Here is a 13,549-nt window from a genome sequence, read left to right on the forward strand (position 1 = left end):
CCGTTATGTTACCGGCGGATCCGCCGCCGGCCGGTTCCATTCTCGGCAACCATCACATCGACGGGCACCGGGTCTGAATCGTCTTCCTCGATCGCGCCGTGATCGCCGCGGCCTTGCGGCCACCAGCCCACACCGGCATTGCTCGACGGCGCTGACCAGATGGCCTTGCGCTGTTCGGCCGTCAGCTTCTTGATGGGCATGGCGGCAAACCTATTTGCGCTTCAGGCTCGACCGCAGATCGCCGAGGGCGGAAATCCCCGCACTGATCCGGTCGGCGAGGCCGCCGCCATTGGCGCCCGACTTCTCGACGGCGCGCAGCGTCATGTAGGTGATCACCACCAGGGCCGCCCAGGCCGCCGCCTCGCCGTAAAGACCGGCATAGGGCGTGTCCTTGCTGGTGAAGACACCGGCGATCAGCGGCAGATGCAGATCCTTGCCGAAGACTGAAGCCACGCCGTTGATCACCGTGATGATCATGTCGAAAGCCGTGATGAACACCGGCAACATCAGCGTATAGGCTGCCATCAGAGCGATGCGCGGGCGCGTGCCCATCCGCAGCCACGCGATCTTGGCTGCCACATGCGGCGGCAGCAGCGCGAGCATCTCGGGCGTCAGATCGCCCTGCTCATTGCGCAGCCGGTCGGTCTCGGCCTCATACTGCCTACGCTGGGCATCGACCAGGTCAACGAACCGGCCCTGCTGTTCCGGCGGCAGCGCCGCGACTTCCTCCCGCAGCTCGGCCGCGGTACCTGCGGATGACGGCTTGCCGGCAATAGTCTCGTATATGCCCTGCGCGGCATTGAACAGTTTCGGAGCCGCCTCGATCGCGGCGAACACAGCACCCAAGATTGGCAAGACCATCTCAGACCCCCAATGCGGTTTTCGCCCGCGCGTAATAGGCCAGCCGATCATCGAGGCCATTGAGGCCGCCGTTGATGCGCCGGGTGATGGCCAGGAAATCGCCGGCATCGGCCAGCGCGTTCAACGTCTTGACCTGCCAGAACCACGCCGCCGAGCGCGCGGCCGCCATCGGGTCTTCCAACAGGACAGGATCGGCGAGCAGGTCGAGGCCGAGCGCCAGGCCACACCGGCGATAGTTGGCGCGGCCGGTGATCTGGATCAGGCCGCGCCCCTTGAAGCGCACGCCGTCGCCCGCCTCGGTGTTGCCAAGATCCTTGCGGCCCTCGTAAGCCTCGCCGCTCGCCAGCTCGCGCACATAGCGCAGGCCGCCGCTTTCATGCGCGATCTGCGCCAGGAAGGCCGCCAGGCGCACCGGCGTGTCGATGCCGAATTCGGCGCAGGCCTGCTGCAGCGGCGCGGTGAAGCGATCGAGGCGCACAGCGCTGGCCAGCGGCATGATCGCGGCCAGATGGTCGCGGGTCAGGGTCATGATCAGGCCGCCGGATTGACCGGCGGGTCGGCCGGAATGATGCCGCGTTTCTGCAGCGCGCGAACGAACAGCACCTGCACGCCGGTGAAGCCGAACCAAGTGAGGACAACCGTGAGGCCCGCAGAGGGCAGCGGCCGCAGCTCGAAGTAATCCGAGACACCGGCGCCGACGACGGCCAGCAGCACGCCGGACAGGATTTCATACAGCAGCAGCCAGCTCAGGCAGTCACGCTTGCGCCGACGCACCTGCTCGCCATGCCAGACCAGGCGTGTCAATGCCGCCGCCACGGCCAGCGCGGCCAGCCAGTGCACCCAGCCCGGCAGCGCCGCCCAGATTGCCAGCAGGGTCTTCTCCATCACAGACCGCCCTTCGCCGGCGGCGCCGGCGCGGATTTCGGTTTCGGCGCCACCACCCAGTCGCCGCCGCCGGTCTGCACGCAGCTCATCCCGCGCGCATCGGTGGACAGGATGGTCCAGCTTCCCTCGGGCGACAGCAGCAGCTCGATCGCCAGCGTACCGGACGCGCTTTCGATCATGCCGGCGGCCTGTGGCACTTCGCCGAACCTGGCCTCCAGCATCGCCACCATCTCGGTGCGCGGCAGGCAGAGGCGGTTAGCCAGGCCCGGCACCTGGGCGCGCGATGGCACGGCAGACAGGCAGGCCGCCACGAACACGGCCAGCCCGATGGATGCGGCGATGATACGCAGCATGGCAGTTCTCCAGGTTATGAGTTGCGGTTTCAGTCTTGCGCGGCGGTCTGGCGCAGCACTTCCTGCGCCGCGATATCGGCAAGGGCCGCGGCCATGTCGGCCGGCATGCGGCTGATCGCCGGGCCGCCCCAGGCATCCAGTTTGGCCACCGAGGGAAAGGCGCTCGGCCCCAGCCCGCCGGCCTGCACGTAATCCATCGCGGCGGCCGGATCGCCATACCAGTCGATCACCGTATGGCCACCGCCATGCGCCGCGACAAAATCGCGGCTGGTTTGATCCATGCCGTTATGCAGGATGATCATGGTTGCCTCCGCAGTGGGTTTGTCGATCAGGCCGCGATCTTGGTCGGCCCCTGCACCGATCCCGCGCCGCCATCGCCGCCGGCAAAGCCGGTGTTGGTGCTGACGCCGCCGGCGCCGCCGGCGCCGCCGTTGGCCTGGATAGTGCCGCTGTTGGTCAGGGTGCCGGTGTAGAGGATGATCACGCTGCCGCCGCCGGCGCCGCCGCCGCCGCAGCCGCCGTTGGTGCTGCCGCCGCCGCCCGCGCCACCGGCCGCGCCATTGGCCGAGATCACGCCGCTGGCGCCGATCGTCAGGTTGCCGCGCACCAGCAGGATCAGCGTGCCGCCGCCACCGCCGCTCGGCGTGCCGCCGGCCGCGCCGCCATTGCCCGCGCCGCCGGTGCCGGGCGGATTGCCCGCGCCGCCGCCGCCGCCGCCGCCGCTGGTGATGGTCAGCGGCGAGCCATTGCCGCCCGCGCCGCCATTAGTCGCCGCCGCCGTGCCCGAGCCGGGGCCGCCGTTGTTGACCGCGCCGCCGCCGCCCGAGCCGCCGCACAGTGCCGTGCCGGCCGTGCCGGCGCCGCCGGTGGTGGCGCCGCTCCAGCCGCCGCCGGATCCACCGCCGCCAGTCTGGCCGCCAGTGCCGGCGCTGCCAGGATTGCCGACGGCACCGGCGACACGGGTGGCGCCGCCGGCAGCGCCGGCCTGCGGCACGGTGAAGCGCTGCACCTTGTTGGGCGCGATGTCATAGGATGACAGCAGCGTGGCCACTGAACCCGCCACCAGGCGCTCGACAAAGGTATCGGCAGACGCCGCCGCCGCCGCGCCCTTGGCGTTCATATGCAGGCTGCCTTCGATGGTCGCGTTGCCATCGACCAGGATCAGCATGCACTTGGCGCGCTGCGCCGCGGTGACGGCATGACCGCTGTTGATGGTCAGCCCGGTATATTGCTTCACCACGATGCCGGTATCGTTGACGCCGGTATCCGAGGCGAGCGTGACATTGCCGCTGGTGTTCAGCGCGCCATCCGCGCCGGTGCCGAAATAGTTGGCGGCGCCGCCGACCGCCATCAGGTTGGCCAGCGCGGTGCGATACAGGCCGCCGGGCGAGCCGGGCCGCTGCAGCAGCACGTAATCGTCGGCGTCAGGCGACAGGATGCCGAAGCCGAGGATGTCGTTCAGCGCCAGGTCGGAGAGGCCGAGCGCCGACAGCACGCGCAGGTCGGTGATGTCGGTGTTGTCCAGCGCCGTGACACCGACGCCCACCGCCACCCGCGCGATCGGCACGGCGTCGGCCGGGATGGCCGGGTCCACCGGGCTGACATTCTCGGCGCCGGTGGCGATCGCCGCCGCGCCGGTCATGCGGTCGAGATAGACGATATCGCGGCGCGGGTTGGAGACCGCCGCCACCACCGGCCCGACCACCTGTTCGGCGATCTCGGCGCGGCCGGCCGCCGAGAAGATCGCGCCCGGCGCAACCGTCAGCGTCAGGTTCGGCGCCGGCGGGCTGCCGGTCATCGACTGGTGGCAGTAGAAGCCGCCGGCGATGCGGTCATGAATCTGCGCGGTGCCGTCGATATGATTCACATAGTCACTGGAATCGGTGTCGACCGTGACATTTGGCAACGCGGGTTGTACGGCGGTCATGATGATCTCCGGGAGACAGGCGCAAGCCGCCGGTCGCCAGGGCTGGCGTCGGGTCTTGCAGGCTTTGAGGGTTGAAAGAGAGAGAGAGAGCGCCGCTTGGCGTCAGGCGGCGTCCGGGACTTTCATCAAGCGCCCGTGAACTTGACGCCGCAGCGGCCGCCGACGCTGGAGCCGCTGGCATTGAGGATATGCACCGTCACGCCCGACAGGCTGAGGCCGGACCAGTAGGCGAACCGCGGCGACGGCGGCGAACCCGGTCCCAGTTCGGGCGTCAGATCGGGCGTCGGCATCACGAAGAATGGCGGCGTGAACGGAATGACCAGGCCGCCAGGCGGGATATCGAGGATGCCGAGATTCAGCACGCGGTCATCGACATCCAGCACCGGCTTGAAGCGCGACAGATAGGCATTGCCGCTGGCGGTCTGGATGCAGGCCAGCGCCTTCACCGCGGCGGCATCGACAAAGCCCACCGACCAGTCCTCGAAGCCGTCATAACTGCCGGCCAGGGTGCGATGGTCGATCTCCAGGCGCGGATCGGCCGTGCCGCTGCGGCCCGGCCCGAGGGTGGCCTGCATCTCGGCATAGATGCGCACCTGGTCGGCGTCGAAACCCAGGTCGATCTCGGGCGCGGTGTAGCAGCATTCCGCCACCGGATCGGGGCAGAATTCCTGAAACACCCGCCAGCCCTTGCCCAGCGTGGTGCCGGTGGTGCGCGGGATCAGCTTGCGCGTCGGGCCATGCAGCACGAAGCCGTCAAGCACGCCGCGCCAGCGCGGATATTGCTCGGCGTCGAATACCACATTGAAGTCGCTGCGCACGGTCAGGGCGCAAGTGAAGGCGTTGACCGAGTAGTTGCCCGAGGTATCGCGCGCCTTGATGCCGAACACCCACTCGCCCGGCGGCACCGCGCAGGATGTCACGCGCGTGCCCTTGGTGGTCGATGTCAGCACCTGCGCCGAATCCCAGGAGAACGGCGGCGCCATGTAGCGCAGTTCGTAGCCGCCAAGGTCGGCATCGGGCGCCTGCGGCCAGTTGAAGTTGACCGCATTGTCATTCTGCTGCGCGGTCAGGCCAACCATGTCGCTGGCCGGTTCGGTCTTGCCGATCACGGTATGGCTGCCGGTCAGCCAGATTTCATCGCCATTGCCGTCACGCGGCACCACGCCGGCGCCGTTGACCGAGCGGATACCGACCTCGACGCTGCGGCCGTCCTCGACATCCAGGACAAAATCGCTGCTGCTGTCGCCGCTGACCCGCTTGTACTGGTAATCCGGCAGCGGGCTGTCGCCCAGCTTGCGCCAGCGGATGTCGATGCTGCCGCCCGACACCACGAAAATATCCGCCGGCGGCGCCCAGCCGATGCGCAGGCGCGTGAACACCGTGCCGTCCTGCCGGGTGTAAAGCTGCGCCGTGCCGCTTTCCAGCGACAGCCCGGTCGGGTTGGCCACGGTGAAGGAATTCGGCAGGTCCGTGGTCGGCGCCGGCACCAGCGTGCCCTCGTCCACCGTCTCATCCCAGGCGAACACCGCCGCATCGATCTCGCCGGCCGACAGGTCGACACCATAGCGCGAGGCCTCGCCCTTGCCGCGACCCTCGCGACTGACGATCTCCAGGTTGCCGATCTCGAAAGTCTTGTCCGACCAGCCGAACAGGCGGCTGCTGATCGCGGTGGTGTCCAGCGCCTGCGCCTTCAGGCCGCGCAGGCTCAGCAGCAGCCGGACGCTGATCTGGCGGCGCACGCGCTCCAGGTTGATGCGGGCGATACGCTGCGCCATCGAGGACGAATTGGTCCAGGGCAGCGGCAGGTCGATCCAGATATCCTCACCGTTATCCTCTGCGACATAGGTGTCCGACAGAAACGCCGGATAGTCGGTGGCCTGAAAGGAATCATCGGGATTGCAGAACACACCCTTGATGCCGTTGCCCAGCTCGCGCCGGCTGCGGCGGGTCTGCACGGTGACCGGGCCGTCGCAATCGGATTCGGAAAAGCTGACGCTGGCCATGCGCCAGACGCCGGCATAGAGATGCCAGCGGCCGCCGCTCCACACCATGCGGCCAGCCATCGCCGACATCATGTCTTCCAGCACCTCGCGCGGCGCCTGGCTGGTCTTGAAGCTGCCGTTCATGGTGTAGCGCGGTTCGGCGTTGGCGCGGATCTCGGTCGCGGTGCCCGCCGTGCTGAACGATACCGGATTGCCGGCGCGCGCATCCTCCAGGCTGGCGGCCAGGCGGCCGGTCAGGAAATCGACCGGTATCCAGAAATAATGCGTGTCGGCCACCAGGCCCGACTGCAGGGACCCGCCGCTGTTGGCCTGCACGGTCACGCGCGTGCCCAGCCGCAGCGCCGCATCTTTGCTGGCCAACGTGATCAGCCCGGTGGCCGGATTGGCGGTATAGGCCACCACCGCGGGCTTGCGCGGCACCATTTCGTCGCAGGCATTGGCGGCCGCGATCAGCACATCCTCGTTGATCTCGGCATCCAGCACGCCGACACCGCCCTGCGAGGCCAGGGTGCGCAGGTAGTCGGCGGTGCACAGCGCCGCATTGTCGGTGAAATGCCCGCGCGTCGGCGAGCTGACATCGCGCGGATCCCGGATGTCGCAGGCGGTTTCCAGCAGTACAGAGGGATTGGGCAGCGAACCGGGAAACTTGTTGCTGTCGTATTTCAGCCGCAGGTACATCTTGGTGCAGCCGGTCTGCCGGTGGTTCACGGTCCACTTGTCCGGGCAGTTCTCGATCAGCTTGGCTTTCCAGGTCGCGTCGGTGTCTGCCGTGCCCAGGCCGAACCAGCAGGACACGAAGCCGGCATATTTGCCGGTGGCGTTGCCGTCTTCATCCAGCGGCACAACCTCGTCATCCAGCAACAGGGCGGTGACGCGCCGCGACGGATGCCCCAGCAGCGTGACCACCATATGCAGGTATTCCCGGCTCGCGCCGGTGGTATGCATGAAGGTCTGGCCGCCCGAGAGGCGCATGGTGCCATAGGCGCGGGACCGCACGATGATCGCCTGACGCACCGAGAGCGTGCGGTCCTGCGCGACCGCGGCGAAGGCGCTGCCCTCGCTGCCCTTGGGCTTCTTCGCCGTTGCCGCCGTGACCAGGCCGCCGATCACGGTGGTCGCCACGCTGGTGACAAAAGCGGCCAGCGTGATATAGCCGGCGCCATAGGCGGCGGCCGAGATGGCGACGGCGGCTATTGCCGGCGGCATCAGCCCACCCTCCAGCCACGCCGGCAGCGGCGCAGCGGCAGCCGCAACAGGCCATGATCCTGCAGGAACAGCGCCGTCAACCCGTCAAGCCCGACGACACCCAAGGCAGCATCCGGGACATCCGCCAGCACCAGGTCGCCGCGCTGCGCCTTCAACGCATGGATTTCCATCACGGCATGACGACTGGCAAAGGCATCGACAGCCTGCTCCAGACCGCGCGCCCGATACAACACCCGCATGCGCCGCTGCGCGCCGGCGGCACTGGCATAATGCCCACGGATATCAGCGGCCGGATCGATGCCGAGTTGCACGCCGGCCGCGTCGAGGCTGAACAGGATGCAGTCATGGCGTCCCCAGCAGAATTGCAGTGTGGCCGCTGCGGCGAGATAGCGATCGAGGCGCTGCGGCCAGTCGGACAGGCGGCGCGGCCAGGGCTGCATGCTCATGCCTTCCCCCATACGCCATTCCAGTCCTGCATGCCGGCGACAAACTCGAAACCCAGATCATCGGGATCGGTCAACTTCTGGTCTTCCGGGGTGAAGCGCCGCTCGCGCGGCCGCTCCAGGTCGATCAGGCGGTTTTCAACCGTGATGCGGATGGTGACCGACTGGCCATCAGCGCTGATTTCCGGAACATCGGTGAGGCCTGAGAAAATCTGTGTCGGCGTGCCATCGAAGCTGTTGCCGGCACGCAGCCCCAACCAGACCATCGCCGGGCGACCCCAGCGCATTTCGGCCAGCGAGATCGCCAGCAGTTCGGGCTTGATGCCGGACAGCTCGAAGGTGACGCCGCTGGCCTTCAGGTCGCCGGTTTCCTCAACCGGTGAAATCTTGCCGTATATGCCGGTCCCCTTGAAGGTGCGGCCGATCCAGATCAGGTCGCTGGTACCATTCCAGGCGCGGATCGGATTGAGCGGATCGGATGTGCCGATCTCCACCAGCACCACCGGCTCGACCACCGGCGCATCGATATTGAAATCAATATCGCGCGCCATTATTCGTCACCCAGCGCTTCCATGACCTGGAAATTCAGGCCATAGATTTTGGCCTCGCCGACATCCCAGGGCATCTCGCCCGGCAGCATGCGGAACACGCCGACCGGGTTGGAAGTGGCGATCGGCGTCAGGTTGGCGATGTCGCGGCGCAGGCGCGGCCAGATATCCAGCACGGCCTGGCCGCTGCCATCGGCATTCACCGGCGTCAGGTTGACATGCAGGCTGGACTGCGCGCCGGTGCCGATCTGCAAATAGTCGCGGTAGCGCAGCACGCCAGTCTGGCCGGGCGTCCAGCCGCCGGTATACAGCAGTTCATCGCCCGCGCGATTGACCAGCGGACTGCCGCCGGTGGCCGCCACCGGAAAGCCGGCCGCCGTGCCGCGCGGCAGCCGCTTGGAGACATCGCCGAAATAGAACGTCCCGGCGGAGCCCTTCAGGCTCAGACGGAAGGCGATCCATTCATCGGCCTGGTCCTCGGTCAACGGCGGCAACTCGCAATCGAAGACCCATTGCTGGCCCTGGTGGCGCTGCACCTGCTGCTGAAACGTGAAGACGGACAGGCTCATACCCACCGCCTCGATCGGGCGCGGCGTCAGACGCTTGAACGTCGGCGACGACGGCATGGTCAGCGGATAGGTGATCATGCCCAGGCCTGCCGGTTGCGCTTATAATCACGACGCGCCGCATCGACCGAGCGCCGCTCGATCGAACCATCCATGTCGCGCACGGTGGATTCCAGCCGGCGCATACCCTCGGCATCGGCGCCGCGGGCATCGATGAAGACCTGCGGGCCGCCGGCGGTCAGGCCGCCGACCTGGTCGCCGCGAAAGACCTTGTCGCCGCCACCAAAATTCACGAGCTCGCGACCGCGCTCGCCGACCCAGGCCCAGCCTCTCTCCGCCGAGTCAGTCCCGGTCGCATAGGCATTCGGACCGACATAGCCGATGCCCTGCTGGCCAAAACTGCCATAATCAAGGCCGGCCGAGCTGCCAGCGCTGCCGCCGCCGCCAAAGACGCCCCCGAAGACACCGGCCAGTACGCCGAAGATGCCGCCGGCGTCGCCGCCGCCACCACCGCCACCGTCCTTGCCGGTTTGAAACACGGAGGCCAGGGTCTTCTGCAACTGCAGCAATGCCGGCTGCAACACCAGCATGTCGAAGATGGCGTCGGTCAGGTCGAGGATGGCATTGCGTGCGATATCGGCGGCATCGGCGCTTTCGCGAAGGCCGCGGCGCAGGTTGCTGCCGACGACATTGCTCAGCTCGCGCGCATTCTCGTTGGCGCGCCGCACCTGCTCGGAGGTGCCCTCGGTCGCCCGCTTGATGCGGTCCTGCGCGTCAACATACTCTTCTGCCTGGCGACGGGCTTCTTCCGTCGTCATCTCGGTGTTTTCGCGGAGCAGCGATTGCGTCCGCAACACAACCTGCAGCTCGCGGTCATAGAGAATGAAGCTGCCGGTCAGCGCGTCATAGACAACCTTGGACTTGGCCGCCGCTTCGGCCTGCTCGTTCAGCAGGCGGATATCTTGTTCATGGGCCTGGCTGGTCTTGATCACTTGGCCGCCGAGCGCCGCCGAGGCATTGGTCGCCTCGATCATCACGTCCACTGATTCAGCAAGACCGGCCGCCCAGGCCTTCACATTCTCGGTTTCGGTTTTCTGCTGCTCGATGCGACGGGTCTGCACACCGAGACTGTTGATCAGTGCGACCTGTTCGGCATTCAGTGCGTCGATGCCCTTGGCCCGCAATGTGGCCAGAGCTTCTTCGGTGGCCTTGGCCCGGACCTTGACCTCTTCCGAGGCGTTCATGGTATCGGCCTCGGCCTTCAGCGCCGCAACCTTCTTGGTCAACTGGTCGGTGACCTGCTTTTCCGCGTCGATCTGTTCCTTGCTGCGCGGATTGCTGGTCTGGCTAGGAGTCGCCACCGTCGGACCCGGCGCGAACAGGCCGGTGCCGGCGCGGCTGTCGCGCAGATTGTAAAGCTCCTGCAACTGGTAGCGCAGATCGGCAATGCGCTTTTCGCCCGCCGTCTCCGCGCCGAAGATGTCGCCGAACAACCGGTTGCCCTGCTTGGCCTCCGCCTCGTTCAGCAGCCGCACCGTCTGGTCGATCTCCTCGTTCAGCGCCGCCAGCGATTTGGCATCGCTTGGCCGCAGGTCCTCCAGGAACATGTTGAGGTTGTGGAGGAAGCCGATCAGCGGCCCGCCGCCCAGAGCTGCACCGGTCTGCGCCAGTTTCTGGAACTGGATATTGATTGCCGCGATCTTGTCAGAGCCCTCATCCGCCTGGCGGATCAGGTCGCCGCTGATCACCGCGCCGACAGCCTTGGCTTCCTGCGTGAATCGGCGGATGCCATCGGCGCCAGACGACAGCAGCGGCAGCAGCTTCTGCCCGATCTTCTCGCCGAACACGCCGACGGCAGCCGCTGCGCGCTGGTTCGGATTTTCGATCTTGGCCAGCGCATCGGCCACATCCAGCAGCACGGCCTCGGTGGTGCGGAGCTTGTTCTCGGCATCCAGGACGCCGACGCCCAGCGCCTTGAATCCGTCGATCGCCGCCTTGTCACCCTCGGCCGCCGCGCCGATGCTGCGCGACAGCTTGGCCAGGCTGCGTTCCAATTCCTCGTTGCTGACGCCGGCCTGGCTGGCGGCATACTGGTAGGCCTGCAGCGCATCGGTGCTGACGCCGAGCTGTTCGGCCAGCTCGCCGATGCTGCCGACCGCGTCCAGCGAGCGCTTGGCAAAGGCCAGTAGCGCCGCACCGCCAAGACCGCCGGTGAACAGCGCCACCGCACTGGTCGCGGTGCGGAAACCCTTTTCAATGCTGGCCAGATTGCGATTCATCTGGACCGAGGTGCTGGCCAGATTCTGCCGCACCCGCGCCAAGCCGGAATCAAACTGCCCGGTATTGGCGACGAAATCGGCAGAGACAACACCGGCTTTTGTCATCTCTGCCCCCCTAACCTTCAATCCAACCAGCGCGGTCAGGAACCAGATTGCGCTTTATGTCGCGCCTGATACCCGGCGAACCAGGCCGCCAGTTGATGATCGTCCATGCCCTTCTGCCGCCTAGCCCGACCGATGGTCAGGGCAGACAGATCAGGCAATCGCTTGGCCCGCATCAGACTGGCCAGCAGGTGATCCTGGCGAATCGCCCGATTGGCAGCAGCTCGGGTGATACGCAGGGATGCGTCCGGGGTCAGCCGCCAGAACTCGGATGGCGCGACCCCTGCGGTAACGGCCTGTTCCAGCGCCGTCTGAACCACATCGCCATCCGCGTCAGAGGGTTTGAGGATGTCGCCTCAGCCTCTTCCGGCACACCGTCGACACCCCACCAGGCCAGCGTCATCGCCTCTTTGAGGCGATCGAGGACCGGCATCAGCGGCGGCGACATTTCCCGCACTATCTCAGGAGTGATCTCCGGGTGATGGCGCTGCAGACCGATCGACACCAGCACGGCCAGCCGCTTCTGATCCATGCCGCTGAGGATCAGACCGATGGCGTCGCGGCCCAGTTCGTCCTGGATACGGGCCTGTGCATCCCAGTCGAATACGATGATGCGGGGTTGACCGTCCAGCAGGACGGCCACTTCACCGCGGCGCCGGTTCGGCTGGATCACGCGGTCGGACCCGTGACATTGCCCGAGATGCGGATGTTGAACGAACCGTCCATCTTGGCATCGACGCCGCCCGACACCGGGTTGGACAGCACGTAGCCGCTGAACAGGAAGTTCTTGCCATCGGACATGGTGAACTTGAACTCGCGCAGCGCGCGGTCGGCCTTGGCGGCACGCGCCATCACCTGGCCGGGGTCGGTCGGCAGGTAATTGCCCTGCGCGCTGAAATTGCCGAAATCCTGCAGGCCCATCAGGAATTCCTTGCCGACGGAATCGAGATCGGTCACGTCGATCTCGGCCGCCTGGCCGTCGAAACCGGTGAAGCTTTGCATGCCCTTGATCTGAATCCAGGTCGTGGGCGAGCCGGTGCTGATGAAGAGTTTGGAGCCCTGGGTTTCAAGGGCGCCGTTCTGAGCAGCCATGATGAGTGTCCTTTCTGCAGACGGTTTCGGTTAAGCGGTTTCGGTTAAGCGGTTTCGGTTAAACCGGTTCGGTGGCGGTGACAAAATATTCCATCAACACGCGATGCAGCCTGGGCTCGACCGCGTCTTCATAGAGATCGGACGAGGACAGCCGGGCGACGGCCTTGATGCTGACATATGGCGTCGGGCTGTCGGCGCTGACTGCGACGGCGCCGACGAAATCCGCGATAGCGGCATGAATGGCGCGCGCCAGTTTCTGCGCCGCCAGATAAGTCTCGGCATAGGCATCGATCTGGATGCGCGGCTGCAGCAGGCCGCTTTCGCCATCGAGATCGCGGGCGATATCGGGCTTGTCGACACCCAGCACCACAAAGTATGGCCCGGCGGTATCCTGCCCGGCCGCCGAGGGATAGCCGCGTCGGCCCGCCAGGGCGGTGACGGCAGGCGCCGCCAGCAGCAGGCGCAGGATGGCCAGAGCGATCATCTCAGCCTCGCAGCAACGCGCGTCGGACAGTCTGGTAGCGACCGGCCAGCCGCTTGGTCTCGCGCTCCAGACCCTTCAGCAGGCCATCGCGCATGACATTGAAGGCTTCCGGCGCGGTCTGGTCAAAACCCGGACGAAACCACGGCTTGGCCGCCATGCGGCTGGTGCCGTATTCCAGGAACCAGCCCCAGAATCCTCGGCCGGTGCTGACGGTCCAGCCGAACACCCCTTTGCTGCGTTTTTTCCAGCGCCGCAATTTCAGGTTCCTGAACAGCCGGCCATATTTCTGGCTGGCGGCAGAGGGCGCCGCGCCGCGCGGGGCATTCGCCTTCACCGCGCGCAAGGTGGGCTGCGCACTGGCGCGCACGGCTGAATCATAGACGCGGCTTTCCATCGCGGTTGGCAGTTCCTTGGCCACCGCTATCAGTTCCTCGAACCCGGACAGGTTGGTCTTGACCGACATCATGCCGCGGCGTTCCGCACCACGATGGCCTTGGCCATGATCTGCAGCCATTCACGGCGGCCCAGCTCGGCCGGCTTGCCGGTGATCTCGTATTCCACGCCCTCGCAGGCCAGCCGGTGCTGTTCGGTGACATCGCTGCGCCAGCGGATATGGAATTTGGCGGTCGCCTCGCTGTTGACCTGCTGGGCGGCGAAGACTTCCTTCGATGTCATGTCGAGACGCTGCGCCCAGACTTCACCATCATCGGCATATGTGACGATTTCCTGGTTGGCGAAATCGTAGGATTTCACCGGGCGGCGGATCATCACGCGGCGATCGAGCTGGCCGATATTCATGG

Annotated in this window: 17 protein-coding genes; all 17 read right to left on the reverse strand. The window is 66.5% G+C overall.

Annotation, left to right across the window (positions count from 1 at the left end; all coding sequences use genetic code 11):
* Positions 1 to 8 precede the first annotated feature (8 nt).
* On the reverse strand, positions 9 to 200 hold the full coding sequence (locus AC1RRT_RS00310; protein ID WP_493011644.1) for a hypothetical protein: 192 nt from the start codon (positions 198 to 200) through the stop codon (positions 9 to 11).
* Between the two features lie 10 nt (positions 201 to 210).
* A complete protein-coding gene (locus AC1RRT_RS00315; RefSeq protein ID WP_493011645.1) occupies positions 211 to 861 on the reverse strand; it encodes a hypothetical protein in 651 nt (216 codons plus the stop codon).
* Between the two features lies 1 nt (position 862).
* Positions 863 to 1,390 (reverse strand): glycoside hydrolase family 19 protein, encoded by a 528-nt coding sequence (locus AC1RRT_RS00320; protein WP_493011646.1) that lies wholly within the window; start codon positions 1,388 to 1,390, stop codon positions 863 to 865.
* A gap of 2 nt (positions 1,391 to 1,392) precedes the next feature.
* Entirely contained in the window at positions 1,393 to 1,746 is a 354-nt protein-coding gene (locus tag AC1RRT_RS00325; protein WP_493011647.1) for a phage holin family protein, read from the reverse strand.
* Complete coding sequence (locus tag AC1RRT_RS00330; RefSeq protein ID WP_493011648.1) at positions 1,746 to 2,099, reverse strand: hypothetical protein; 354 nt, start codon at positions 2,097 to 2,099, stop codon at positions 1,746 to 1,748. Before AC1RRT_RS00330 ends, AC1RRT_RS00325 begins: the two co-directional genes overlap by 1 nt.
* A 29-nt stretch (positions 2,100 to 2,128) precedes the next feature.
* Positions 2,129 to 2,401, reverse strand: a complete 273-nt coding sequence (locus AC1RRT_RS00335; protein ID WP_493011649.1) for a hypothetical protein — start codon at positions 2,399 to 2,401, stop codon at positions 2,129 to 2,131.
* 26 nt (positions 2,402 to 2,427) lie between these two features.
* On the reverse strand, positions 2,428 to 4,026 hold the full coding sequence (locus tag AC1RRT_RS00340; RefSeq protein ID WP_493011650.1) for a hypothetical protein: 1,599 nt from the start codon (positions 4,024 to 4,026) through the stop codon (positions 2,428 to 2,430).
* Positions 4,027 to 4,151: 125 nt separating this feature from the next.
* Complete coding sequence (locus AC1RRT_RS00345; protein WP_493011651.1) at positions 4,152 to 7,235, reverse strand: phage tail protein; 3,084 nt, start codon at positions 7,233 to 7,235, stop codon at positions 4,152 to 4,154.
* Positions 7,235 to 7,681: a DUF6950 family protein gene (locus AC1RRT_RS00350; protein WP_493011652.1), complete on the reverse strand. Its 447-nt coding sequence runs from the start codon at positions 7,679 to 7,681 to the stop codon at positions 7,235 to 7,237. The genes AC1RRT_RS00345 and AC1RRT_RS00350 overlap by 1 nt, the downstream gene beginning before the upstream one ends.
* On the reverse strand, positions 7,678 to 8,229 hold the full coding sequence (locus AC1RRT_RS00355; protein ID WP_493011653.1) for a hypothetical protein: 552 nt from the start codon (positions 8,227 to 8,229) through the stop codon (positions 7,678 to 7,680). Before AC1RRT_RS00355 ends, AC1RRT_RS00350 begins: the two co-directional genes overlap by 4 nt.
* On the reverse strand, positions 8,229 to 8,873 hold the full coding sequence (locus tag AC1RRT_RS00360) for a hypothetical protein (RefSeq protein ID WP_493011655.1): 645 nt from the start codon (positions 8,871 to 8,873) through the stop codon (positions 8,229 to 8,231). Before AC1RRT_RS00360 ends, AC1RRT_RS00355 begins: the two co-directional genes overlap by 1 nt.
* The gene (locus AC1RRT_RS00365) at positions 8,870 to 11,176 is read right to left on the reverse strand and encodes a phage tail tape measure protein (protein WP_493011656.1); all 2,307 of its coding nucleotides are present in this window, start codon (positions 11,174 to 11,176) and stop codon (positions 8,870 to 8,872) included. The genes AC1RRT_RS00360 and AC1RRT_RS00365 overlap by 4 nt, the downstream gene beginning before the upstream one ends.
* Before the next feature lie 250 nt (positions 11,177 to 11,426).
* Entirely contained in the window at positions 11,427 to 11,846 is a 420-nt protein-coding gene (locus tag AC1RRT_RS00370) for a hypothetical protein (protein ID WP_493011657.1), read from the reverse strand.
* Positions 11,843 to 12,265 (reverse strand): phage tail tube protein, encoded by a 423-nt coding sequence (locus AC1RRT_RS00375; protein WP_493011658.1) that lies wholly within the window; start codon positions 12,263 to 12,265, stop codon positions 11,843 to 11,845. Before AC1RRT_RS00375 ends, AC1RRT_RS00370 begins: the two co-directional genes overlap by 4 nt.
* Before the next feature lie 58 nt (positions 12,266 to 12,323).
* Positions 12,324 to 12,749 carry a tail completion protein gp17 gene (gene gp17 / locus AC1RRT_RS00380; RefSeq protein WP_493011659.1) on the reverse strand — a complete coding sequence of 142 codons (426 nt, stop codon included), beginning with the start codon at positions 12,747 to 12,749 and terminating at the stop codon, positions 12,324 to 12,326.
* Between the two features lies 1 nt (position 12,750).
* Positions 12,751 to 13,263 carry an HK97-gp10 family putative phage morphogenesis protein gene (locus tag AC1RRT_RS00385; protein ID WP_493011660.1) on the reverse strand — a complete coding sequence of 171 codons (513 nt, stop codon included), beginning with the start codon at positions 13,261 to 13,263 and terminating at the stop codon, positions 12,751 to 12,753.
* On the reverse strand, positions 13,212 to 13,547 hold the full coding sequence (locus AC1RRT_RS00390) for a phage head closure protein (protein WP_493011661.1): 336 nt from the start codon (positions 13,545 to 13,547) through the stop codon (positions 13,212 to 13,214). The genes AC1RRT_RS00385 and AC1RRT_RS00390 overlap by 52 nt, the downstream gene beginning before the upstream one ends.
* Between the last annotated feature and the right edge of the window lie 2 nt (positions 13,548 to 13,549).

The sequence above is a fragment of the Ferrovibrio sp. GW821-FHT12B10 genome (genome assembly GCF_058807515.1).

Coding starts and splice junctions, on each gene's coding strand:
- gp17 (WP_493011659.1), bottom strand. CDS start 12,749: ATGATCGCTCTGGCCATCCTGCGCCTGCTGCTGGCGGCGCCTGCCGTC.
- AC1RRT_RS00340 (WP_493011650.1), bottom strand. CDS start 4,026: ATGACCGCCGTACAACCCGCGTTGCCAAATGTCACGGTCGACACCGAT.
- AC1RRT_RS00315 (WP_493011645.1), bottom strand. CDS start 861: ATGGTCTTGCCAATCTTGGGTGCTGTGTTCGCCGCGATCGAGGCGGCT.
- AC1RRT_RS00390 (WP_493011661.1), bottom strand. CDS start 13,547: ATGAATATCGGCCAGCTCGATCGCCGCGTGATGATCCGCCGCCCGGTG.
- AC1RRT_RS00320 (WP_493011646.1), bottom strand. CDS start 1,390: ATGACCCTGACCCGCGACCATCTGGCCGCGATCATGCCGCTGGCCAGC.
- AC1RRT_RS00335 (WP_493011649.1), bottom strand. CDS start 2,401: ATGATCATCCTGCATAACGGCATGGATCAAACCAGCCGCGATTTTGTC.
- AC1RRT_RS00360 (WP_493011655.1), bottom strand. CDS start 8,873: ATGATCACCTATCCGCTGACCATGCCGTCGTCGCCGACGTTCAAGCGT.
- AC1RRT_RS00325 (WP_493011647.1), bottom strand. CDS start 1,746: ATGGAGAAGACCCTGCTGGCAATCTGGGCGGCGCTGCCGGGCTGGGTG.
- AC1RRT_RS00375 (WP_493011658.1), bottom strand. CDS start 12,265: ATGGCTGCTCAGAACGGCGCCCTTGAAACCCAGGGCTCCAAACTCTTC.
- AC1RRT_RS00310 (WP_493011644.1), bottom strand. CDS start 200: ATGCCCATCAAGAAGCTGACGGCCGAACAGCGCAAGGCCATCTGGTCA.
- AC1RRT_RS00350 (WP_493011652.1), bottom strand. CDS start 7,681: ATGAGCATGCAGCCCTGGCCGCGCCGCCTGTCCGACTGGCCGCAGCGC.
- AC1RRT_RS00330 (WP_493011648.1), bottom strand. CDS start 2,099: ATGCTGCGTATCATCGCCGCATCCATCGGGCTGGCCGTGTTCGTGGCG.
- AC1RRT_RS00345 (WP_493011651.1), bottom strand. CDS start 7,235: ATGCCGCCGGCAATAGCCGCCGTCGCCATCTCGGCCGCCGCCTATGGC.
- AC1RRT_RS00365 (WP_493011656.1), bottom strand. CDS start 11,176: ATGACAAAAGCCGGTGTTGTCTCTGCCGATTTCGTCGCCAATACCGGG.
- AC1RRT_RS00355 (WP_493011653.1), bottom strand. CDS start 8,229: ATGGCGCGCGATATTGATTTCAATATCGATGCGCCGGTGGTCGAGCCG.
- AC1RRT_RS00385 (WP_493011660.1), bottom strand. CDS start 13,263: ATGGCTGCAGATCATGGCCAAGGCCATCGTGGTGCGGAACGCCGCGGC.